The organism is Oceanobacillus sp. FSL K6-2867 (assembly GCF_037963145.1).
Lineage (GTDB): Bacteria > Bacillota > Bacilli > Bacillales > Amphibacillaceae > Oceanobacillus.
Genome location: NZ_CP150144.1, coordinates 3,700,650 through 3,723,359, shown reverse-complemented (window position 1 = coordinate 3,723,359; position 22,710 = coordinate 3,700,650). Strand labels below are relative to the sequence as shown.

Sequence of the window (22,710 nt, the reverse complement as noted above, 5' to 3'; positions counted from 1 at the left end):
TTAGTGCGCATGATAAAAAACAAGCAAACTTGTTTTAAAATTACAAGGCTTCATAATACACGTAACACCTCCTATCCTCGTAGGAATAAATGCCGCTAGATATAGGCAGGTCTCCTGGCTTTAGATCATCGCAATTCGAACCTTCCCATTTTACAACAATAAACAGTGGTATCCATCGAATTGCTCCCTATTACAGTTGCGGGACAGCGTCGGGTTTTCACCGAACTTCCCTTTTAAGCAATAAAATTAAATTTCATTGCACCTACATCTTCAAAACTATTCAGTTATTTTTAAATTATAGCACTCTTCTTTTAAATTAACAACATAATCACGCTTTGAATTAAAGAGCTCTCATCAACATCATTTACAATTTTCAAACCAGCCGCTGATTTTCTTATTGATTCACTACGATAAATTCTTTAATCTATGCATAGGAACTACTAATTATTTCCACACTACATTATGACACAAATAAAGGAGGGAACGCATGAAAAAAATAGGGTTTTTGTTTATACTATTTCTCGTATTTAATCTCCTAACGGGCTTTGAAAATCAAAACAAGCTTGAAATTACAGATACAGAAATAACGGTTATTCAATCGGAAGGTATATTACGTTACGATTTCAAAATCAAAAATAATGGCGAAATACCAATTGAAAGTGATTTTGATTATCCTGGACAGCATCCGTTCGGAATTGAATTCGTCATACAACCAAATCAGAAATTATCTGAAGTGATGGTGATGGAGAAGCATACAAATTATAATAAGATGTTATCTTTAGGCAGCGGATATTCCGAGTATTTCGAACCAAATACAGAAATGTCTGTTCACTTAGAATATAAAATAAAAGACGATGTGGAGCCTGAAAAAGTACAAGAATTTGCATATGATGCGACATTACTTATTCTAGACGGTGTTGATATTGCAGCAGAATTTTCATTGGAAAAATAGAATAAAAGCTATATTATTATTAAATACCTGACACCTTCCTTTTCTACATCTGGCAGTTAAGGAAGGTATCCATTTATAGTTGCTCTATTAGCGCTATTTTATCTGTTTGGATGGCAGACAGCTCTATTTCTTTTTCTGTCAAGGACGTTTCTAATTTCCGTATAATCGATACAACGCCAGCATGCTGGTCCCTTGCTTGTTGTAAAGAGTCCTGAATTCTCCCCTGAACCATCCAATCAACAATTAAACCATCAAAGAAAAAGTCAGCAAATTTCAGCATTCCTGAAATATCGATTTGCAAGTCTGTTACTTCATCGACATCTAATAATTCTTTTTGAAAGCTACGCATCCTCGTTTGTGCATGATGGATATGATCTGTCGCTTTATCAATATGGTCATGCTTAACCATACTCGAAGTCATCCCACCACCAAACATATCAAATGTCCCCCAACCTTCTGCACTTTCAAGGGAACCCATTGCATTATTCAGTGCATGTTCTACATCATAGCCTGCTTCAATCGCTTCATTTAACTCTGTGATGTATGCTCCTATATCGCCTTCATGATCATTTAATTCAAATAAACGATTTCCGAATGCAGCATCTTTTTCCTTAATAATTTGTTCCTTCGCAGACAAAAGAAACTCATAGTCCTTATCTGCAGCCACGACTCCTTGCAATTTATGATGCAATTCATTTATGGAATAGCTAATCTCATCTTTGGTTTTTTCTGCTTCTTCAAGCTGCAGCTGTACCGCAATAGCTTCCTGCTTTTCTTGTCTTAGCTTTTCATGCTTCGATCCAAAAAGTGTTTGTATTAAATTTGTTATTCCAATCCGTTCCAGCTTCTGAACGTCTTTTTTCTCTGCAATAAGCTGCTCTTCTAACCTGCTAATCTCATTTTCAACCACTACTAATTCTGTCTCATAATCTGCAAGCTGCTTCTCCCACTTTCGTTTTTTGCTCATTGCACTTCTTACTTGGATGAGCTGCTCATTTATCTCTTCATACATATAAATCGCCCCCTAGAATGGTATGTCCTAATTCTATCTACGTAAAAGCAGGGTGCTAAGTTTCATTATTAGCTGTGCTTAACTCCTTTTCAAGCATTCATTTACAATACAGTTATCCTCTGGGCTTTCTTAGAAGTCTTTAGCATAAACTTTAGATAGCTGACCTTTTGCAGTAATGTATGCAAAAATAAACTTATTCTTATTTGCAAAAAAAGAAAGCATCCGATTTAACGGATACTTTCCTTTAGTAAAATCGTTTATTTTACAATGGTAACTTTTACTGTACGAACTCCCCATTTATAAGCATCAGCTTGAGTTGGTACAAACACATCGATTTTTTTCCCTTTTATTGCACTGCCGATATCACCGGCAATAGCGTGACCATAGCCTTCTACATCAACAATACTGCCCAATGGAATAACACTTGGATCAACGGCAATTACTTTTGCATTTGGATTTTTACTAAGATTAATTCCAGTTGATGTAACACCGGAACCTCCAGCACTCTTAACCGTATATGCAGTCGATGTCACCGTAAAAGTTTTGCCATTAGAAGCGGATTCCTTCTTTTTAGATTCTTTTTTCGGTTCCTTTTCCGGCTCTTTCTTCTCTTCAACTTTCTTTTCTTCTTTCTTCTCTTCCTTAGCCAGCTGCACTATTTTACCCTCATCTGCAGGCTTATCTTGAGCAGAGGCAACTTGCGTTTTAGCAGGTTTTTCGGATTCTTTCTCCTTCGCTTTTGCTGCTTCTTTTTCTTGTTCAGCTTGTGCTAATTCAATTTCACGCTGTTCTTTTTCTTTTGCAATTTGCTGTTTCACTTCACCTTCCAATGAAGCAAGTGTACTATCTTCTATCTGTAATTCATCTGCCATCGCGGCTAATTGGTGTTGCTTTTGTTCCAATGATGATTTTTGTTCTTTATTTTGCTCTAATTGCTGAGCAATCATGGATTGTGTTTCTTCTTGTTCTGCTTTTAGCTCATTTAATTGATCTAGTTTATCGAATACAGCTGCTTGTTTTTCTGCTACTAATTGGATATCTGCCTCTTGCTGCTCAATTAATGCTGCATCCGAATTCGCAATTGTGTTCACTGCTGTCACTCTTGAAATAAAGTCACCAAAGCTTTGTGAACCGAAGATTACTTCTAAGTAACTGATTTTACCGCCTGATTGCTGTGTAGAAACGATTCGATTCTTCAAGATTTCATATCTTTCTTCAATCTTCTTCTCCAATTCTTTCATCTCTTCTTCTAGAATCGAGATTTCTTCTAATGTATCGTCAACCTTATTTTCTGTTTCACTCAACAATTTCTTATTTTCTTGTAAAGCTGTATCAACCCGCGCTATTTCATTTGTTAATGTCTCTAACTCTATGATAACATCTGCAATTTCACTTTCAGCTTCTGTCAAATTTTCATTAATAATTGAGCGTTGCTCACGAATTGTTTCTAATTCGCTTGTACTATCTGCAAAGGCCGGGATACTAAAAAACGAACAACTTAAACCAACAATCATCATAACTGCGATTAGTTTTGCTAAGGTTCTATTCAAATTGACTCCCCCGTTTTCTAATTCACGACTACGTCTCTCTATATAGACAAGAAGATAGAATCGGCTTGTCTGCAGTTATGTGAATTATGTATTTTATACTATTTTTTTCCTAATCTAGGCTTGTTGTAGTATAACATTATCAAATGTCATAGATATTATAGTTATATTACAATTATATTTCACAGGGGCTTATGATTGTTTTGTTACATTAGCAGATTTGCAGAACAAACAGAGGGTGAGAGCTGATTAACAGAATAACTGAGGGTTTCATTGATTTCATGAATAAACGAATATAATATCAGCTTATTTATTGCGATATTATGAAAAAAAATTGTAAACAAAAAAGCAACCTCCATGACAAACATCTGGAGATTGCTTTATTTCTTAATTAGCTACTATTTTTTTCAGTGCTTATTTTGCTTTTAAGCTGGATCGCTTTTCATTTTCCGAGATGATATAAGCACAAGTTGCATCCCCTGTAATATTAAGGGACGTTCGAAGCATATCCAGTAATCGATCGATACCAATTATAAGAGCAATTCCTTCAACAGGGAGACCAACCTGCTGTAATACCATGGCAAGCATGATTAAACCAACTCCTGGAACCCCTGCAGTCCCCACACTGGCCAAGGTGGCAGTTAAAATAATCATGATGATAGCAGTAAAATCTAAATGGATTGCATATACCTGGGCAATAAAAACTACAGCTACAGCTTGCATTATCGCAGTTCCATCCATATTAATGGTTGCACCTAATGGCTGTACAAAGCTGCTGATTTCTTTACTGACGCCTAAATTTTCTTGTGCCGCTTTCATGGAAACCGGAAGTGTTGCATTCGAGCTCGACGTACTAAAGGCAACAGACATTGCTGGAAAAAATCCTTTATAAAATGCAAATGGATTTCCTTTTCCAAGGAACCAGATGGCTATGCTGTAAATGACTAGCGCATGAATAAACAAGCCTAATATAACTGTTCCCATATATGCTCCCATTGAACCAATAGCATCTAAACCAGCACCTCCAATTGCAGAGGCTATTAAAGCAAAAGCACCATATGGAGCAGCTTTCATAATTAGGTTTACTAGAAACATTAGTATTTCGTTTGTTTGTTCAAACAAACGATTGATGCCTTGTGTTTTCTCACCTAAGAAGGCAAGAGCAACCCCAATAAAAATTGCAAATGCGATAATTTGCAGCATATCTCCTGCCGCCATTGAACTAATCGGATTATCCGGAATGATATTAATAATTGTATCCATTACAGGAGGTGCTTCGCTTGCTTCATAGCTTGCATTTCCTATATCAAATACACCTTCTGCACCTGGTTTTATAAAAAATGCCAATGCAAGACCGATACAAATAGCAATTGCAGTAGTAACAAGGAAAAATGAAATCGTCTGCAAACCTATTTTCCCTAATTTAGCAGGCTCTCCCAAACCCGCAGTTCCAAGTACAATCGATACAAATACAATTGGTACAACAATCATCATAATTAAGTTTATAAAAATCTGCCCTACTGGTGTCAGCACATAAATATCGATATTCGAAAACATGCTTTCTGGTACAAAGGTGAGTCCCATCCCTACTATGATACCAAGTATAAGAGCTATTAATATTTTTTTCGTTAAGCTCATATAGCTGTACCACCCTTCTTAATTTAAGTTAAGAATCAAATGGTTCCTTTGAATCTACTGTATGGCTAACGAATAACTATTATCTGATTAGATATACTCCTAAATAATTTTATCCCCTCCCAGCTTTTGTTTTTTGAGGTAAACGCTTACAATGATGTTGATTAATTTTGTTCTCTATTGCTTATCATCCAAGGATTTAGAGTTTTACAACTTATAAATTAATTTGCTTTTATCCAGCCATACAGTTTCTAATTTCTATGACCTTTTTTAAGATTTAAGAACCAAATCATTTCGAAAAATTTTATAATTCATGAAATTATTATTATCCCAATAACATAGCTAATATGAAAATTGAATAGTAGATTATTTCCTCATCTTGATTTGTTCAAATGCTTATTTAGAGAAATTTCAACTGTTTACTTCCGTATAGTAGTGATAACAAAAATTAACTTAAAAAGGCCCTGTTAATACTCAAGGCCTTTCACATTTTATTCACCTGCAGCTGCAAATCGTTTAATTCGCTCTCCTATCTCATCGCGAACACGCTGGAATACTTTCCATATTTCCTCCCCGCTGCCTTCTGCTTTTACAGGATCATCGAATCCCCAATGCGCACGCTTCACATGTGGTGGTGTCATTGGGCACTTATCAGCAGCATCCCCGCAGAGCGTAATTGCCAGTGTAGCATCGTTCAGGAATTCTGTATCAATAATCTCTGATTTTTGATTTGAAATATCAATATCAACTTCATTCATTGCTTTTATTGCGTTGGGATTTAATCCGTGTGATTCAATCCCAGCACTTCTGACTTCCCAATCATCTCCAAGATATTTCTTTGCCCAGCCTTCAGCCATTTGACTTCGGCAGGAATTTCCAGTGCATAAAAAGTAGATTGATTTTTTGGTCATTATGATGCTCCTTTTCTTTCCCAATTTTATTTTTAAGTTAAAAAATTAATAGTGTAACATATAAGCCGAATAATGTTATGAAGAGTATTGGCAACGTTAAGAAAATGCCTGTTTTAAAATAAGTTCCCCATGTTATTTTGATGCCTTTCTTTGATAACACATGAATCCATAATAACGTAGCAAGTGAACCAATCGGTGTAATTTTTGGACCTAGGTCCGATCCAATCACATTTGCATAAACTAATGCTTCTCGGATAACTCCACTCGTATTTGTATTCGCAATCGCAATAGCATCAATCATAACGGTTGGCATATTATTCATAACAGAAGATAGGACTGCTGCAATGAATCCCATTCCTATTGTTGCAATAAATAATCCCTGTTCTGCAGAATTCTGAATAAGATCAGCCAACAGATTTGTCAGTCCTGCATTGCGCAGACCAAAAACGACGACATACATGCCAATTGAAAAAAATACAATATTCCATGGTGCATCTTTGATGATTGCTGTTGTATTGACAATTTTACTTTTTCTTGCCATTTGCATAAAGAAAATAGCGATGACACCTGCAGCTAACGATACAGGGATTTTAATAAATTCACTCGTTAAGTAACCAATAAGCAGGATTCCAAGTATATACCAGGATAATTTAAACATTTTGGGATCTCGAATTGCTTCTTTCGGCTCCTTTAATTTAGATATATCATAGGTTTCAGGGATGCTTTTTCTAAAGTAGATTAATAACACAACAATCGTCGCAGCCAAAGAGAACAGATTTGGAATAATCATTCGTGATGCATACTCCGTAAACCCAATATTGAAAAAGTCTGCAGATACGATATTTACCAGGTTACTTACAATAAAAGGTAATGAAGTTGTATCGGCAATAAAGCCACTAGCCATAATAAAGGGAAAAACCATTTTCTCTGTGAAATTTAAATTTCGTACCATTGCAAGCACAATTGGAGTTAAAATTAATGCTGCTCCATCATTTGCAAAGAAAGCTGCAACGACAGCACCAAGCAGACTGATATAAACAAACATCTTTATGCCATGTCCCTTTGCAATTCGTGCCATGTGAAGGGAAGCCCATTCAAAGAATCCAATTTCATCTAGTATTAAAGAAATAAGTATAATTGCTACAAATGTTAAGGTTGCATTCCAGACAATACTGGTCACTTCAATAACATCGTCAAAATTGACTACACCCACTGCCAGTGCAAGTACTGCACCTCCGATTGCTGACCAACCAATGGATAATCCTTTTGGCTGCCAAATAACTAAAATCAGGGTGCCTAAGAAAATTAAAATTGCTAAAATAACCATAAACGACAAAACTTTTACCTCCAGTTAGCGACACATAATCCGCACACCTTTTTCTTTTAGTTCTATTAACTTCTCATCTTGATTTGGCAATTGTTTTAAAATCATTTTGACAAAAGAATAATATTCATTATTTTTATCTGTCGAATAAAAAATCCACTGACCACGACGTTCTTCCTTTACCAATCCAATATCCTTTAATTTACGTAAATGTTGACTAATTGCTGGCTGACTCATTTTAAAAATCTCCACAAATTCACAAACACAGCAATCATGAGTATCGAGTATTTTAACCATAATTAAACGAGTTTTATCACCTAATAATTTTAAAATCATTGCTGCTTTATCTATTTCAACAACAGTGTTTAACATGGATCTTCCCTCCCTCATAAGAGATTATTATATAATTATTTGCTTATATAGACAACATATTTTTTTAACTGTGCTGGATAGTATTAATATAGAACCATCCTTATATAGATAGAATGATTGTCAGGCTTTAATTGCAGTATTTATTAGCAAAGCCCGTTTTACTCCTTATTTGAGAAAACGAGCTTTGCTTTATTCATTGTTCATTATTTGTTTCACATGCTTTAATACTATTTCGCTATGAGGGATACTTGGAACGTTCACCATGCTGTAACTTAAATCTTGGTCCGGGATATCGTATTCCATCTGGTTAGCCAAATGAGCAAGGCTTACTTTCATTACTTCAATGGTGACCCACTCTCCAGCACAGCGATGACCCATAAAGTGGTCACCGCCTCCTTGCGGTATAAAGCTAAACGGACTTCCTCTCCAGTCGTCAAACCGTTCAGGATTAAAAATATCAGGATTCTCCCAAATTTCAGGGGCATGATTTGTGCCATAAAGATCCAGCAATGTCAGTGTACCTTCTTCAAATTTATAGTTGTTCCAGATGAAATCTTTTTTTACTAATGCTGCTGCAAATGGAAAAAACGGATAAAATCGGCGTACTTCCTGTACAAACATCAGAGCATATTTTTCATCGCACGTTTTTAGTTTCTCCATTTCCTCAGGATAATGATGCAATGCAAGTACCGTAAAATTAATGAATATAGAAATTGCCACTATAGGCCTCAAGATATTAATTACTTCCACAGAAGCCGTATTCGTATTCAAAAGGTTTCCTTCCAAGTCACGATGCCAGCTAAATTTATGTAAAGCTGTATCTGCTGGTGGATTTATTTCCCCATTGCGGACCCTTTCAATTAACTCACCCATCCATTTTTCGACTCTATTCCGCGCATGTCTTCCTGACCAATGGGCTGGACCAATAGCAGCTGGTGATTCGAACATCGCTGCCAAATCTTTTGTCACTTTCTTCACATCATCATCTTCCAGTGGAACACCTGCCCACTGGCAAGCTGTTCTGCAAAGAATTTCTTTCACTTCTTCATACAGAACAACCTCATTCATCTGTTGCCACTTACTTATTGCTAACTTCCACTGCTTATTCGTAATGTCTTTTAAGCTTTGAAGTCCCTCTGTGGACATAATGGACATAAACATTTCTTTTCGATGTTTGTGATTTTGGCCATCCAAAGCTTGAACACCATTCTTACCAAACAATGTTTGAATAACGCGATTTGGCGCAGCATCTTTTCGCTTGAATTTTTCCGTGTCATAAAAAATCTCAGCAGCTGCCTCACCTCCCATGCAGATAGCCTTCTTACCAAGTAATCTCGTTTCGAAAATCTCAGAATTAAAACTATGACGTCGGTTCAAAATGTACATATACCCCTCTCTCATAAGGCTTATGCTGTGATCTATACCTTCTTCACGAGGCATTTGATTTGTATCTGACATCGTACCCATCTCCATTCTGTGAATTCTCCTTTTATAACATTTCCCTATTTATGCTTTAAAAAACTTGAATCATTAAATGGGTTCACATGGAAGATTTGGGGCAATATTAGGAGAGGCGGCTGGGACATAACTAAAGTGTTTAATGTTAAACGTGAATGATGTACAAACTTAGTGTTGGAAACATACGTAGACTCCTGCGGAAGAGGTTAGACATCGTAGTCCGATACACAAGAGGGCTCACCAGCCGCCACTGGATGCGCGGAGAATATTTCCGGAGCCGATTATTTGCAACAATCATGTGCGATTTCTACTTCATAAAAATACTTTTGATCTAGTCTCATTTGTTCACAATTAGCTTGAGTTAAGCTTCAATCCGTAAGAATAAAAGTCAGCACTGTACCCCATAAGAAAATGACAGCGTAAAATAGTCTTTGCAATAATCCTGCCGGAAGTGGTATAAAAAGCAGAAGGATAATTAGGATAAATATTATAATCAGGACAAAAAAGCATAAACACGTCCACCGTTTACCACTATCTAATACCTTTGCATAAATCCATAGTCCAGGCAAAACAGTAATCATACCAATTTGTGCTACGATTGAATGCCAAAACAAATCAACATCAGCTGGTATAAATCCGGAGACAATATTTCCTAAAGCAAGGATAATTATAAAGATGGTTGCCAATTTAGTTATGAATTTTTTTTGTAAATATTGTGCCAGGTACAAAACACCAACTGTCATTGTGATTCCATTTATGATAAATAACACATTCATCCATAAATGATACGGCGAACAAATTTCATGTAGCGCGATTGCATATGTATAATTCCCACAAGATGTAACACCTAGATCGCTCATCGCGTGCTGCATCAGACTATATGGAGCCGTTGAAGTCATCATAAATAATGGCTCTATAACAAAATAAAAACACGTAGCTATCCAACTAATTATTCCGACTCTTTTAGGTATAGTTAACACCCCCCCTTTTTTCATCTATCCAGGATAATAGTAATCTTATTCCCTAATTTATAGGTGGAGCACAAGAACGTTATTTACTATTTTATGATAATACCACGTACCTCTTATTACAAAGTTCAATGACATTTTGTAAAAAATTCAGGTATGCCATAATAAGATTAAAATCCCTTGCTTTAATACAAGAGAGTTTTTTACCCTTTCATATTCTACGATGCGTATTCTTATGTAATACCTTCTAATTATTGACATTTCATCATTCATTAACTGCCCATCGCAAATTTACTTCCAGCCTCGTTCATATTGCTTTGGAGGTTTCAAATCATAACCAAGCTCATCGGCTGCTTCTTTAGCCCAATATGGATTTCTGAGTAAGGTCCTGCCAATAAACACAAGATCTGCATGCCCATTTTGTACAATTTCTTCAGCTTGAATGCCACTAGTAATTAAACCAACTGCTCCAGCAGCTATTTCTGAATTACTTCGAATTACAAATGCCCAATTGTCGCTTTCATACCTTCCACTGTCATTTCAATAGGTTTTATTGACTTCTCTCAAATGGCAAGGCAGTAGGTGCATAGATCGGGTGCTCCAATTCAGCTTTTCTTCCGGCATGTGCCAATTGAATCGCAGATTTCGCACCATAGCTATGAATTTCTTTGTTCAAATTTTTTAACTCAAGAATATGCTTATCATCCCATATTCCTAAATCCTGATCCGAGATTCGCCCTTCAGGTTGAACAGCTGTTGCTTCCAACATGATTAACCCTACTTGACCAACAGCACGAGAAATATAGTGTGATACATGAAAAGGTGTAATCATTCCGTTCTTATCCACTGCTGAATACATGCACATCGGAGACATAACAATTCGATTCTTCAATGTGACCCCTTAATATCAATCGGTGAAAAAAGTTTTGCCATGCATATCCATCCTCTCATTTCCAAAATACTCTTATAGGGCTATCTCTATTGTATAAAAAAACAATATTAAATCTAAACATGTGCATTTATGTTTTTTACGCTTACTATGAATACATGAACTACTGGTAAACTAGTTAACTGCCCCCAATCATATCTCTGCACTGTTACAATGAAAAAACAACAGTGAAGGGAAGTAAAGCCTTTGAAAAACAATCATATGCAAGTATGTTACAGTATACATATGTACAAAGGATACAAATCACAGTGTTTGATGGTTTCTTCCCATGCCAATCACATTTTTTCATAGTTCTACTAGCCTTACTAGATTGCCGTTATCATCTTGGACAGGAAATTTTTATTTTATATCAATATAACTGTTACATGTTTCTGTGGTTATTTTCAATTCCAATTTTCACATAACGATAAGATAAACAAACAATAAAACAATCATGTGCACAAACAACTTTTTATGCTAAAATCTCAATAAAGAAAATCATGTATCTGACTTTCTATCAATAAAGACAAAATCTTAATTTGGTTTTGGGCATCACAATTTTTATGAGCTCCTTTTTTTCGCTGTTTTTTTCTACTATCAAAATTATAACTCTAGTTAAAAATTAATTAACATTTCTTGTGGGGTGATGGAAATAAAAGCAGATGCTGTTTTTGAGGGTGGCGGGTCCAGAGGAGTTGCTTTTATTGGCGCAATTAAAGCAATGGAAGAAGCAAATGTAGAATGGATACGAATTGCTGGAACATCTGCAGGAGCTATTGTTGCAACCCTTCTTGCTAGCGGTTATAAAAGTGATGAAATTAAAGAACAAATGAGTGTACTAGACTTTTCAAAACTTCGAGGTAGGACAATTCTGAATAGAATCCCTCTTTTTGGTAACATTTTAGAATTACTCGTGCATCAAGGAATTTATAAAAATGATTATGTGGAGAAATGGATGGATTCCCTCCTTTTCAAACAAGGTATAAGGACTTTTGCGGATCTTCCAGATGGAAAATTAAAGATTATCGCCTCCGATGTCTCGAATGGTCAAATTCTTATTTTACCAGACGACTTAGAACGCTATATGTTGACACCTGCGGATTTAAAAATATCAACTGCCGTAATGATGAGTACTTGTCTACCATTTTTCTTTCGTCCGGTTATCTGGAAAACAAATAAGCGAAAAAAATCCTATATTTTAGATGGCGGACTTCTAAGTAATTTTCCGATATGGATTTTCGATACAGAAAACCCCCGTTTTCCGACTTTTGGTTTTCATTTTGTAAAAGATGAAATTAACATAGACCCAATCATACCAACACCAATCCATCTTTTCAGAAATATATTCACAACAATGCTTCAAGCGCATGATTTACGTCATTTGAATGACATGACGATAGATCGTACGATTCAAATTCCAACTGGAGATATTAGCACAACCAACTTTGATTTGACTGAGCAGCAAACCAGTTTACTCCTTCAGGCAGGTTATGATTCTGCAAAGGCTTTTTTGTCAACTTGGGATTTTAAGCAACATAAAGATAAACGCAGGCAAAATGATAAGAAACGCTATAATACCCGTACTTAATGTGACGATTTGTTTTAAATCAATAATTGCCTTAAGAGCGATTGATCTTGAAATCAAATAAATTACTTGCTAAAAAGTACCTATCCTAAACTTTGATTGAGCGAAGAACAGTTACTTTTTCTAGTTTCTTTGTCGATCTGCATGACAAGTGCTAATACATTTTAGTAGCAATGGTAATTGTTGTTGCAAAAAAGCTGGTTCCCTATTCAGGAAACCAGCTTCACCAAGTAATTTTAAGCTACATCGTAACCTTGGTCTTCAACAGTTTCTTTCATATTTTCCAAAGAAACTTTTGCTTCGTCATAAGTAACTTCAACTTTACCAGAGTCTAAATCAACTTCTGTGTCAGTTACACCATCTAATTTATTTAGTGCCCCTTCCACTGACATTTTGCAGTGGCCGCATGACATTCCTTTAACATCTAATATTCTTGTTTGCATCATATCACCTCCTCAAAAGCTGTCTTTTTATAATTTCACTCGTTTTAAGCGAAGTGCGTTCGAAACAACACTTACTGAACTTAATGCCATTGCCGCACCAGCAACCCATGGTGCAAGCAATCCAACTGCTGCGACTGGGATTCCCGCTGTATTATATCCGAAAGCCCAGAATAGGTTTTGACGAATATTTTTAATTGTCTCATGGCTAATTTTGATTGCTTTTGGAATAAGCAGTAATTCACCACCAAGAATCGTTACGTCGGCAGCTTCAATTGCTACCTCTGTTCCCGTACCAATTGCAATTCCAATATCAGCGATTGCGAGTGCCGGAGCATCATTTACACCATCTCCAACCATTGCAACCTTTTTACCATTATCTTGAATTTCTTTCACTTTATCCGCCTTTTCTTCAGGTAACACTTGGGCAATTACTTTATCAATGCCAACCTGTTTCGCAATGGCTTGTGCTGTTCGCTCGTTGTCACCTGTTAACATGATAACTTCCAAGCCTTGCGCTTTTAATTCTTGAATAGCTTGTGGTGCTGTTTCTTTAATGGTATCTGCAACAGCAACAATTCCCCGATACTGTCCATCAATAGCAATTAGCATTGCAGTTTTTCCATCAATCTCATAATCAACTAATTCTTGTTCCACGTCGCTAACATCAATTTGATGGTCTTGCATGAGTTTTCGATTTCCTACAAGGATATGATTATTTGAAATTCTGACTTCGATGCCATGGCCAGGTATTGCAGAGAAATCATCAACTTCCATTAAATTAATATTTCTTTCTGTTGCATAGGCGACAATTGCTTCTGCAAGTGGATGCTCTGAACCTTTTTCTGCACTTGCTAGCAGCTGTAACGTTTCTTCATCACCTGAGAAGTTTGTTACTTCAGGTTTTCCTTTTGTGATGGTTCCTGTTTTATCAAGAACGATTGCCTCTAATTGATGGGTTCTTTCTAAATGTTCCCCACCTTTAAAAAGGATTCCATTCTCTGCTGCTTTACCTGTTCCAACCATAATAGAAGTTGGTGTTGCAAGTCCTAACGCACAAGGACATGCGATAACAAGTACAGCAATTGCTGCAACTAAAGCTGGTTCAAACTGGCCAGGCTCAACAAGTATAATCCAGGCAGTAAATGTTAAAATAGCTATGACAACAACAATTGGTACGAAATAACCTGAAATAACATCGGCCAATCGTTGAATTGGCGCTTTTGATCCTTGTGCATCCTCGACTATTTTTACAATTGATGCAAGAGCGGTATCTTTTCCTACCTTTGTCGCTTCCATTTCGATGGAGCCATTCTTATTTATTGTTGATCCAATGATAGGAGCATCAACTTCCTTTTCAATAGGAATGGATTCCCCGGTAATCATCGATTCATCTACTGAAGTTCTTCCCTTAACAACGATACCATCAACAGGTATTTTCTCACCGGGTTTTACAACTAGCCGATCACCAACAACAACTTCGCTGGCAGGAATCATGATTTCCTCGTTATCCCTGATTACGCGAGCTTCTTTTGCCTGTAAATTGAGTAATGAGGATAGTGCATTCGTTGTCTGGCTTTTTGCCCGTGCTTCCAGATACTTTCCAAATAAAATCAATGTGATTAATACAGCACTCGTTTCAAAATATAGATGTGGCATATATGCAGGATTGCCAATAGTCTTAAATGCTTCATATAAACTATAAAAATAGGCAGCACTTGTACCTAATGCAACAAGCACATCCATGTTCGCTCCACCATTTCGAAGGTTTTTATACGCACCAACATAAAACTGCCATCCTATAATAAATTGAACTGGTGTCGCAAGAGCAAATTGGAACCATGGATTCATAAATATATCTGGTATCGCCATATTAAATAAATGAACCAACATGGTTACTAATAACGGTGCAGCTAACACAGCTGAAATGATTAATTTCGTCTGCATATTTTTAATTTCTTTTTCTTTATGCGTTTGTTTTTCTTCTGCTTCCGCCTTCGGTTTCGCATCGTAACCCACATTTTTGATTTTTTCAATTATTGCTTTTATATCAACTAAACCAGGATTATATTCTATGGACGCAGTTTCTGTTGTTAAGTTTACTGTTGCAAAATTAACCCCTTCCTGCTTATTCAATACCTTTTCAATACGTGTCGAACAAGCGGCACAGGTCATGCCAAAAACATCTAATTCTGCTTTTTCCATTAAAACTCCGTAGCCCACATTTTCAATTTTTTTCGTTATTTCTTCTATAGTTGTTTTTTCTGAATCGTAGTCTACGGTTGCCTTTTCCGTTGTTAAATTGACTTGGGCGTCGACACCGTCCATCTTATTTAACACTTTTTCAACCCGAGTGGAACAGGCGGCACAAGTCATTCCAGTTATTCCTAGTGTTGCATGATTTGTTTCGCTCACAATAATCCCCCCCTATTTTGAAAACTGTTTCAATACACTCATTAATTCCTCAATGGATTCTTTACCTTCGCCTTGTTTAATCGCATCACTGACACAATGGTTAATATGGCGTTCTGTGACAGAGAATCCTACTTGCTTTAACGCCGATTGTATTGCACTTATTTGCACTAATATATCAACGCAATAGCGATCTTCTTCCACCATTTTCTGTATTCCTCGAACTTGACCTTCTATACGTTTTAAACGATTAATGACTTTTTGCATTTCATCTTGTGTTCTAGGTTTACTTGGGTGATCATGTAAGAATTTATCCAAATGATTCACTTCCTTTTCTGTTATAACTATACTATACCCCCATATAGTATTTTTGTCAACAAAGAACACTTAAACCTGCACTTTTCATTTCAATACTCATCTATATCATGCTGCTGTCCGGATTATATCGCCGATACTTTCCTATTTCCATCAATATATATTCTCAAACTTTGACGAGATTTCCTTATAATATACAAAATAACTTAAGTCTCTTTTAACACTTGGAATTATTCTATTTTGCCATCTTTTGTTTATAGGTAAAGAAAAGTGCCAATAGAGCATTTGCTTCAGGTATTATGGAGAAGGGTAATTATTTTCTTTCACCTATTTATAAATCCACAACGGAATAATAAATTTTATATAACTTCTAAATTATCCTTACCCACCCTCTTCCAGAATTTAAAGAATGTCTCCCGCTTTTTGCCTTTCTGTGAATAGGTGTCAATGATCTGGTCTACGGTATCGTACAATTCCTCTGGTGTTAAATTTTCCTTCAGCAAGATGCCAACCTCTGCATCCTTTCCCTTTGCTTTTCCTCCGACATATAAATTATAATGATCTTTATATTTCATAACTCCGATGTCGCTTAACATTGGTTCACCGCAGCCAATAATACAGCCTGTATAAGCTACTTTTAAAGTGAAAGGCACTGGTTTTCCTGCAATACGCCGATTTAATTCTTTTGCTACTGGCATGCCTTCTCTTTCTTCCCCCTTACAAAAATTACATGTTCTTAAGCTCTTTACGTAATTTCCTACTGGATAACACGCCAGCCCTGTACGTTCAAATTCAGCTATAATTTCTTCTTTTCTATTCTCTGGAATCTCTATATACAATTGCTGGAAGGTTGTTAATTCTAACTCATCATCTTCATTCATATACTTTGAAAGTGTCATCAGTTGTTTAGAGTTTAGTTTTGCTCCAAACGCTATTCCACCATTTACTGCAATTTTTATTTTTTTACCATCGGTGTCCGGATTCATTGATCATTCCCCCTTTTTTAAACTAATTGCAATTACCGTACCCAAGGAGGGTATAGTCTGTTTACAAAAAGTCTATTAAACTAAATATCAGATTATCTAATCCAGACTACTAGCCTATCTTTAATAGCTTCTTTATTTCATCCTTGTTTCTCTCAAACCCTATCAAACTTTTCGGTTTTCTCATCAGCCCAAAAAAGGATGGTTTTGTAAAAACAAGTGTTGGCACGATTCTATTTCCAGTGATCTTTATAAGATCTTTTTCTTTCGATGGCTGTTTTGCTAAATTATATTCTTTAAAAGGAATATAATTACTTTGCAAGAATTTTTTCAAGTCTTGGCAATCCGAGCATGTAGGCCTTGTGTAGATTTCAAGATGGCTGACTTTCATCTTTTCTCTTACCCCCTTCTGCTAAATCAATAACTTTACTCACTCTTTTACTTCTATAAAAAACGGAAGACATTTTGTTCTTACCAAACCCTATATTCGGGCCAGGTTTTGTACATGACTAGTTTAGAAAATGTGTATAAATGCTTGTTGCATCGTCTGTTTCTGAATGTGTATGAGTATATTGTTCCTTCATCCTCATTTACAACTACAACATGGTTTTAGGCGGCACCAAACCGCCCTAACAGCTCCATCCGTGGCTTTTAAAGTGACTTTCTTTCCTTTAATAACTTTAGTCCAAATATTTTTTCTTTTAAGCAGGACGTAAATTTTTTTGAAGCGATGAATTCGCTTCTCGCTGAAAATTTATACTTTTCTAACGTCCAAAATGCTGTTAAAACATACTCTTGTTACACAAGAACGATTACTTTCACTAGGCAACATCGTAACCCTGTTCTTCAATGACTTCTGTAATATCTTTCAACTCCACTTTTTCCGGATCAAAGGTTACATCGACTTTTTCATCTTGCAAATAAACCTTTACCATTTCAACACCGTTTAATTTTCCAACACTTCCCTCTATAGAATTCACACAATGTCCGCAAGACATGCCCTGTACGTTAAGTGATTTATTTTCCATTTAAAATACCTCCTATTATTTTCTTCCTTTTCAATTTACCATACCCCTGTTAGGTATTGTCAAGTAAAAAATATTTTATTTCTTGGTCATCTAAATCTTCAGCACGATTTTCGATATGATTTGCCACTCTTTTACGCAACATTTAATTACGACTTCGCGTTATACCCTTTATCTTCATAGCAGTATTCTGCTACTACCGCTATGATCTTCCTAGTAATTGGATGATTAAATAGGAAATTGGAATAGTTAAGACTAAAAGAAATTCAAAAAGCTTCCCACATACCTCAGTCATGTATTCATGATGGAAATGTTCATGTGGAAGATCCATTTCACCGCGTTGTTTGCTGCCACTATGATGTTTATATTTTGCTATGTTTGTACAGTTTATGACTTCCAAGACTGCTGCGATGACCATGTGCATTAACTTTAACCATAAGTCCCTCATGTCCATTATAATAATTGTTCTTTTCTTTAACCTGCTTTCCCATAATTTTTCCTTCTTACTCCATCTAGTTTAGGAAAATTATATATATTTTATTCCGTAACCTTAACTTAACTAAATTATATGATACCCTCCCGCTGTATTTTATGAACTTTATAAAATTCCAGATTTCTGTACATTTATTTATCGATTTTTCGAAAATCAGTTTATTTAAAGTAACAAAGGGAAAAAGTATAACGAATCGATTTTCAATTAGGAGGTTTTACAAGATGTCACATGAACAACACCGTGAATTAATTAAGACGTTACACGAATGTGCGGCAGCATGTAATCATTGTTTTGATGCATGCTTGAAAGAAGATGATATTAAAATGATGGCTGAGTGTATACGTTTGGATAGAGAGTGTGCTGATATCTGTTCTTACTTAGAGCATGCTCTAGCAAGAAACACTCCATTTGTCTCTGAATTAGCTTCAGTTTGTGCTAAAATTTGTGAAGCATGTGGAAACGAATGTAAGAAACATGATCATGAGCATTGTCAAAAATGTGCAGATGCTTGTTTTAGATGTGCTGAAGCGTGTAAAAATGCTGCTTAAAACAATTGAAAATTAATTATAGAGGAAAAAAATGTCCTTGTTAAAAAAGTCGTTTTGACCTTATACGGTCAACGACTTTTTTAATAGCCAATTAAATTGAAAAGTTATTATTTACACATTGCTCTTATAGGCGTAATTACAAAATACTATTTATCAATTACAATCGATAATTTGTAATTTGCATCCTTGTTCAGACCATTCAAAAAATCATCTAATATAGCATTAGATGGAAATTTACATTCAAGGATGCAGCAACCTTCTCCGCTTATTTTATAGTTATTGTGTATAAACGACAGGTAAGGCTGCTGGTTCGTACCATGTGTATGTATCGTAATTCATCTATGATTTGCATATCTGTACTATCCAACATCAATCCTAGTCCTTTCAAAATTCAAGTCAGTCTGCTTAAATACTTAAAGACTTGATTTAATCTATGTATTAACTAACAGGTAACAGTATAAAATTTTTGCGTAAAATGGCGCGAATGCGTCAGAAATTCGAAGAGCTGGTTATCAAAATGCAGAGGTATTGCAAGAAGATACAGCTTTTGAAAGAAATCAATTAATTAAAATAAGTTATATAACTTTACTGCCTTGCTTGCTGTTATATTCCCTTAGTCGAACATTCAGAAGCCCTAAAACCCAATGCCATTTTTTCTCCTTTTGAAAAGGGAACCTGCAAGTGGTTCCCTTTTTACTCCCTTTAATTTAACTCCATTATTACATTGCGTCTATTGCAAATTCTATAAATGATTCAGCTAAAAGAAAGATTTATTTTGAGAAATTTTTACCTGTGCTGCTTTATTATTTCAAAGACACTTTTCCTTTTGCTTCAATAACAATACCTGCTTTTTTTAATAAGTTCCCTACTTCGCAAGCTCTGTCTGCGCCCTCTATTGCTCTTTCTGCAGATTTGACATCAGCTTCTGTTGCATCTGCAGATAAAACAATAACTGGATAGTGAGTAATCGAAAACTCTTGATCGGATTTTATTGCTTCCGAAGTTATAGTATGTTCCACGACAGGTAATTTTCTGTTTTCAAGTATAGAGGTAAGTGTTGCGATATAACAAGTTGTTGCCGATGATACTAATAGCTCTTTCGGGCCAGCCCCGTTTCCACTACCATTTAAAAATTTTGGGATAGCAATTTTTGTATCCAAATTCCCAGCTTTAAGCGTCCCATCTCCTGCTGTGCCACCATTCCAAACCGCTTTCACATTTGTTTTTAATTCTGCCATCGTCATCATTCCCCCATTTCAATTAATAACATGCAATTTATTGAATCCATTCTAAAGATAATCCAAATACGTATATAGGTATTTTGCGAATTATAAATCAGTCTTTTTTAACCGAAATTTTAACAATCATTTCTCTGTAAAATGAAGCCTATACTGGAAAACATTTTAGTCCTATTATATATTGCAGGAATCTCACCTGCTTGACCTGGTGCAAATTTGTAGTGTTTTTGTACAATTAGCATTAACCTTTTTGCATCTACATTCTCTAATCATTTTTATTCCTCTATTCAGCCATTCAATTTACCCATATGGGTATATTACAAACTAAAAAAAGAATGTCAACCGCAGATTATTTATCTGCTTTTTACAAGCAAGTTGACAGCCTCTTTAATTACTTCATCCTTATTTTCTCCGTTTTTTTCGGCTTCTAGAACACATTCAACTAAGTTTGAACTTACAATTACACCTACTGTTCGATCTACTGCTGAGCGGACAGCTGACAACTGCGTAATGACCTCTTTACAATCTTTGTTTTCTTCCATCATTTTTAAAATCCCGCGAAGTTGTCCTTCCATCCGTTTTACTCTATTTTTCATTTGATCATTATATTCCACAGGTATTCTCCTCATTATATTAATCACAAAATCATATACAAGCATTATAATATGCCCTTCTAGGTATATTGTCAACCATGACAACTTTACCTTGCCAACCATGAAAAATTAATGAACATATTATACTCCTCTGCTTTTTCGCTGTCTCATCTTAAAATCCAATTCAAATAGTCGACCTAATCAATATTTTTTATAAAACAATTAAAGATTTAGTATTTTATTATTTTTTATTCGCCTCTTGTATAATTGGAAAACCTCTGTTAAAATTCTAAAATCAACTACATATAATCCTTATATATATATGGAAATATGGTCCATAAGTTTCTACCTGGCAGCCGTAAAATGCCGGACTATAAGGAAGGGTAGAACGCCACATGTGACCTTGGTGCATTCTCTTCTTTCTTTATAGATGAAGAGAATGCATTTTTATTTCCGTTTGCAAGCTCAGACTTCTGACAACAATAAGGATATATGAAACTGAAACGATTATCAGGAGGTTATTATGGATATTATATTTGGTTTATTCTCCCTTATGGGATTACTGTTTATAGCTTGGCTCTTAAGCAAAAATAAAAAAGCAATCAAATGGCGTACGATTACAGTAGGTGTGGTATTGGAAGGTATTTTTGTTTACTTTATGCTTAATGTACCTCTTGGTCGCTGGATACTTCATCATGCTGCCCAAGGTGTTCAAAACGTTCTTGATTATAGTCAAGCAGGTATTGAATTTTTATTTGGAGGATTTTTTGCAGAAGGAACGAATGTAGGATTTGTTTTCGCGATTCAAGTTTTATCCGTTATTATATTTATTTCAGCATTAGTATCAGCTTTATATTATTTACGTATCATTCCTTTTGTTGTACGTGTGCTCGGATGGATTGTTGGTAAAGTATTTGGTACGACACGGGTAGAATCCTTTAATACAGTTGGCAATACAATGCTGGGTATTGTTGAATCTCCATTGCTGATTAAGCCCTACCTGGCAAAGCTTACACGTTCAGAATTGTTTACAGTAATGGTTGGAGGGACAGCTTCAGCCAGTGGCGCAATCCTTCTGTCTTATGCCCAAATGGGGATAGATATTAAGTATTTAATCATTTCTGTTTTCTCTGTACCTTTTGTTGCTATTGTAATGTCGAAAATCATGGAACCTGAAACGGAGGAGTCTGTGACAAATGAAGCTATCGAAATGGAAGAAGCAGGATATACAAACATTTTTGAAGCTATTTCCGAAGGGGCTGTGAGTGGAGTAAAGCTTGCCGCTAATATTGGTGGATTACTTATTGCATTCATCAGTCTATTAGCTCTTGTAAACGGCATGCTAGGACTCTTTGGCACAGATTTAGCTACCATTTTTGGTTATGTATTCTTTCCTTTCGCATTGCTAGTTGGGATTCCTTTTGAAGATGCTTTCCGTGCTGCATCCATAATCGGGACAAAGCTTACTGCAAATGAACTGATTGCATACCAGCAAGTGCTTAATATACAGGAAAATTTAAAACCACAAACGATTGCAATCTTAACTGTTGCATTGTGTAACTTTGCAAACCTTTCTTCTATTGGTCAATTAATTGTAGGACTTGGTTCCTTAGCGCCTTCTAAGAAAAAACAGATTGCATCGCTGAGCTTTAAAGCAATTATAGCTGGTACGTTAGCAAGCTTTATTACAGCTATATTTGTCAGTATGTTTGTGTAGATAAATGCAAATTGCAGTCTTATTAATCTTTATGGATTAAATAGTAAATATAAAACAAACTCAATAAAACTATCCTTCTTCCAAATTGTGAGATAATGGAGGATAGTTTTATCTAACGTATAAGTTATGGAGTTCTCCGTTATGCACTATCGGACCACGGTTCTTATAAGGGATTTGATATGAAAATAATCCCAGTCATCGAATGGTCAAAGACAGTAACTGATTTGCTCCCTCTGATTTCGTTTGGTCTACTA

The 22,710-nt window shown here is 35.7% G+C and carries 21 protein-coding genes, 2 pseudogenes and 2 riboswitches; of the genes and pseudogenes, 4 read left to right on the top strand and 19 right to left on the bottom strand.

The features are described 5' to 3' along the window. Positions 1-86 precede the first annotated feature (86 nt). Positions 87-281, bottom strand: a riboswitch (cobalamin riboswitch). Positions 282-487: 206 nt separating this feature from the next. After that, positions 488-952, top strand: coding sequence for a hypothetical protein (locus NSQ77_RS17965; RefSeq protein WP_339227437.1), 465 nt, complete (start codon positions 488-490; stop codon positions 950-952). Between the two features lie 73 nt (positions 953-1,025). On the opposite strand, the gene NSQ77_RS17960 is transcribed toward NSQ77_RS17965, so the two are convergent. The 9 genes and pseudogenes from NSQ77_RS17960 to NSQ77_RS17920 all read right to left on the bottom strand — a co-directional run bounded on the left by NSQ77_RS17960 (position 1,026) and on the right by NSQ77_RS17920 (position 11,112). Further along, positions 1,026-1,964: a hypothetical protein gene (locus NSQ77_RS17960; protein ID WP_339227436.1), complete on the bottom strand. Its 939-nt coding sequence runs from the start codon at positions 1,962-1,964 to the stop codon at positions 1,026-1,028. A gap of 257 nt (positions 1,965-2,221) precedes the next feature. Next, positions 2,222-3,514, bottom strand: coding sequence for a 3D domain-containing protein (locus tag NSQ77_RS17955; protein ID WP_339227435.1), 1,293 nt, complete (start codon positions 3,512-3,514; stop codon positions 2,222-2,224). 411 nt (positions 3,515-3,925) lie between these two features. Beyond that, on the bottom strand, positions 3,926-5,149 hold the full coding sequence (locus tag NSQ77_RS17950; RefSeq protein ID WP_339227434.1) for a dicarboxylate/amino acid:cation symporter: 1,224 nt from the start codon (positions 5,147-5,149) through the stop codon (positions 3,926-3,928). A gap of 488 nt (positions 5,150-5,637) precedes the next feature. Further along, a complete protein-coding gene (gene arsC / locus NSQ77_RS17945; protein ID WP_339227433.1) occupies positions 5,638-6,057 on the bottom strand; it encodes an arsenate reductase (thioredoxin) in 420 nt (139 codons plus the stop codon). Positions 6,058-6,094: 37 nt separating this feature from the next. Further along, complete coding sequence (locus tag NSQ77_RS17940) at positions 6,095-7,384, bottom strand: arsenic transporter (RefSeq protein ID WP_339231080.1); 1,290 nt, start codon at positions 7,382-7,384, stop codon at positions 6,095-6,097. A 24-nt stretch (positions 7,385-7,408) separates the two neighbouring features. After that, a complete protein-coding gene (locus NSQ77_RS17935; protein ID WP_339227432.1) occupies positions 7,409-7,753 on the bottom strand; it encodes a metalloregulator ArsR/SmtB family transcription factor in 345 nt (114 codons plus the stop codon). 189 nt (positions 7,754-7,942) lie between these two features. Further along, on the bottom strand, positions 7,943-9,211 hold the full coding sequence (locus NSQ77_RS17930; protein ID WP_339227431.1) for a cytochrome P450: 1,269 nt from the start codon (positions 9,209-9,211) through the stop codon (positions 7,943-7,945). A gap of 368 nt (positions 9,212-9,579) precedes the next feature. Beyond that, on the bottom strand, positions 9,580-10,206 hold the full coding sequence (locus NSQ77_RS17925) for a DUF998 domain-containing protein (protein ID WP_339227430.1): 627 nt from the start codon (positions 10,204-10,206) through the stop codon (positions 9,580-9,582). Between the two features lie 264 nt (positions 10,207-10,470). After that, positions 10,471-11,112, bottom strand: a pseudogene (locus tag NSQ77_RS17920) (hypothetical protein). A 647-nt stretch (positions 11,113-11,759) separates the two neighbouring features. Between NSQ77_RS17920 and NSQ77_RS17915 the strand changes: the two are divergent. Further along, positions 11,760-12,695: a patatin-like phospholipase family protein gene (locus tag NSQ77_RS17915; RefSeq protein ID WP_339231078.1), complete on the top strand. Its 936-nt coding sequence runs from the start codon at positions 11,760-11,762 to the stop codon at positions 12,693-12,695. A gap of 233 nt (positions 12,696-12,928) precedes the next feature. Here the strand turns inward: NSQ77_RS17915 and copZ (NSQ77_RS17910) are convergent, their stop codons facing one another. From copZ (NSQ77_RS17910) to NSQ77_RS17880, 7 genes are all read right to left on the bottom strand, one after another. Further along, positions 12,929-13,135, bottom strand: coding sequence for a copper chaperone CopZ (gene copZ, locus NSQ77_RS17910; RefSeq protein ID WP_339227429.1), 207 nt, complete (start codon positions 13,133-13,135; stop codon positions 12,929-12,931). Between the two features lie 27 nt (positions 13,136-13,162). Next, positions 13,163-15,547 (bottom strand): heavy metal translocating P-type ATPase, encoded by a 2,385-nt coding sequence (locus NSQ77_RS17905; RefSeq protein ID WP_339227428.1) that lies wholly within the window; start codon positions 15,545-15,547, stop codon positions 13,163-13,165. Between the two features lie 12 nt (positions 15,548-15,559). Then, the gene (locus NSQ77_RS17900) at positions 15,560-15,862 is read right to left on the bottom strand and encodes a metal-sensing transcriptional repressor (protein ID WP_339227427.1); all 303 of its coding nucleotides are present in this window, start codon (positions 15,860-15,862) and stop codon (positions 15,560-15,562) included. A 356-nt stretch (positions 15,863-16,218) separates the two neighbouring features. Then, a complete protein-coding gene (locus NSQ77_RS17895; protein WP_339227426.1) occupies positions 16,219-16,845 on the bottom strand; it encodes a nitrite reductase in 627 nt (208 codons plus the stop codon). Between the two features lie 109 nt (positions 16,846-16,954). After that, positions 16,955-17,233, bottom strand: coding sequence for a glutaredoxin family protein (locus tag NSQ77_RS17890; protein WP_339227424.1), 279 nt, complete (start codon positions 17,231-17,233; stop codon positions 16,955-16,957). A 430-nt stretch (positions 17,234-17,663) separates the two neighbouring features. Beyond that, positions 17,664-17,870 carry a copper chaperone CopZ gene (gene copZ, locus NSQ77_RS17885; RefSeq protein WP_339227422.1) on the bottom strand — a complete coding sequence of 69 codons (207 nt, stop codon included), beginning with the start codon at positions 17,868-17,870 and terminating at the stop codon, positions 17,664-17,666. 359 nt (positions 17,871-18,229) lie between these two features. Beyond that, positions 18,230-18,358 carry a hypothetical protein gene (locus tag NSQ77_RS17880; RefSeq protein ID WP_339227421.1) on the bottom strand — a complete coding sequence of 43 codons (129 nt, stop codon included), beginning with the start codon at positions 18,356-18,358 and terminating at the stop codon, positions 18,230-18,232. Positions 18,359-18,581: 223 nt separating this feature from the next. On the opposite strand from NSQ77_RS17880, the gene NSQ77_RS17875 reads away from it, so the two are divergent. Continuing rightward, positions 18,582-18,908 (top strand): four-helix bundle copper-binding protein, encoded by a 327-nt coding sequence (locus tag NSQ77_RS17875; RefSeq protein ID WP_339227420.1) that lies wholly within the window; start codon positions 18,582-18,584, stop codon positions 18,906-18,908. A gap of 146 nt (positions 18,909-19,054) precedes the next feature. Here the strand turns inward: NSQ77_RS17875 and NSQ77_RS17870 are convergent. The 3 genes and pseudogenes from NSQ77_RS17870 to NSQ77_RS17860 form a co-directional block, all read right to left on the bottom strand. Then, positions 19,055-19,189: pseudogene (locus NSQ77_RS17870) on the bottom strand (Lrp/AsnC family transcriptional regulator); the annotation flags it as partial. Between the two features lie 522 nt (positions 19,190-19,711). Then, the gene (locus NSQ77_RS17865; protein ID WP_339227419.1) at positions 19,712-20,146 is read right to left on the bottom strand and encodes an OsmC family protein; all 435 of its coding nucleotides are present in this window, start codon (positions 20,144-20,146) and stop codon (positions 19,712-19,714) included. A 353-nt stretch (positions 20,147-20,499) separates the two neighbouring features. Then, the gene (locus tag NSQ77_RS17860) at positions 20,500-20,760 is read right to left on the bottom strand and encodes a metal-sensitive transcriptional regulator (RefSeq protein ID WP_339227418.1); all 261 of its coding nucleotides are present in this window, start codon (positions 20,758-20,760) and stop codon (positions 20,500-20,502) included. A 271-nt stretch (positions 20,761-21,031) separates the two neighbouring features. Next, positions 21,032-21,133: riboswitch (purine riboswitch) on the top strand. A gap of 129 nt (positions 21,134-21,262) precedes the next feature. Between NSQ77_RS17860 and NSQ77_RS17855 the strand changes: the two genes are divergently transcribed. After that, positions 21,263-22,456 carry a nucleoside transporter C-terminal domain-containing protein gene (locus tag NSQ77_RS17855; protein ID WP_339227417.1) on the top strand — a complete coding sequence of 398 codons (1,194 nt, stop codon included), beginning with the start codon at positions 21,263-21,265 and terminating at the stop codon, positions 22,454-22,456. Positions 22,457-22,710 lie beyond the last annotated feature (254 nt).

Coding starts and splice junctions, on each gene's coding strand:
- NSQ77_RS17965 (WP_339227437.1), top strand. CDS start 488: ATGAAAAAAATAGGGTTTTTGTTTATACTATTTCTCGTATTTAATCTC.
- NSQ77_RS17880 (WP_339227421.1), bottom strand. CDS start 18,358: ATGGGAAAGCAGGTTAAAGAAAAGAACAATTATTATAATGGACATGAG.
- NSQ77_RS17960 (WP_339227436.1), bottom strand. CDS start 1,964: ATGTATGAAGAGATAAATGAGCAGCTCATCCAAGTAAGAAGTGCAATG.
- NSQ77_RS17950 (WP_339227434.1), bottom strand. CDS start 5,149: ATGAGCTTAACGAAAAAAATATTAATAGCTCTTATACTTGGTATCATA.
- NSQ77_RS17895 (WP_339227426.1), bottom strand. CDS start 16,845: ATGAATCCGGACACCGATGGTAAAAAAATAAAAATTGCAGTAAATGGT.
- NSQ77_RS17925 (WP_339227430.1), bottom strand. CDS start 10,206: ATGAAAAAAGGGGGGGTGTTAACTATACCTAAAAGAGTCGGAATAATT.
- NSQ77_RS17930 (WP_339227431.1), bottom strand. CDS start 9,211: ATGTCAGATACAAATCAAATGCCTCGTGAAGAAGGTATAGATCACAGC.
- NSQ77_RS17865 (WP_339227419.1), bottom strand. CDS start 20,146: ATGGCAGAATTAAAAACAAATGTGAAAGCGGTTTGGAATGGTGGCACA.
- NSQ77_RS17855 (WP_339227417.1), top strand. CDS start 21,263: ATGGATATTATATTTGGTTTATTCTCCCTTATGGGATTACTGTTTATA.
- NSQ77_RS17940 (WP_339231080.1), bottom strand. CDS start 7,384: ATGGTTATTTTAGCAATTTTAATTTTCTTAGGCACCCTGATTTTAGTT.
- NSQ77_RS17875 (WP_339227420.1), top strand. CDS start 18,582: ATGTCACATGAACAACACCGTGAATTAATTAAGACGTTACACGAATGT.
- arsC (WP_339227433.1), bottom strand. CDS start 6,057: ATGACCAAAAAATCAATCTACTTTTTATGCACTGGAAATTCCTGCCGA.
- copZ (WP_339227429.1), bottom strand. CDS start 13,135: ATGCAAACAAGAATATTAGATGTTAAAGGAATGTCATGCGGCCACTGC.
- NSQ77_RS17935 (WP_339227432.1), bottom strand. CDS start 7,753: ATGTTAAACACTGTTGTTGAAATAGATAAAGCAGCAATGATTTTAAAA.
- NSQ77_RS17890 (WP_339227424.1), bottom strand. CDS start 17,233: ATGAAAGTCAGCCATCTTGAAATCTACACAAGGCCTACATGCTCGGAT.
- copZ (WP_339227422.1), bottom strand. CDS start 17,870: ATGGAAAATAAATCACTTAACGTACAGGGCATGTCTTGCGGACATTGT.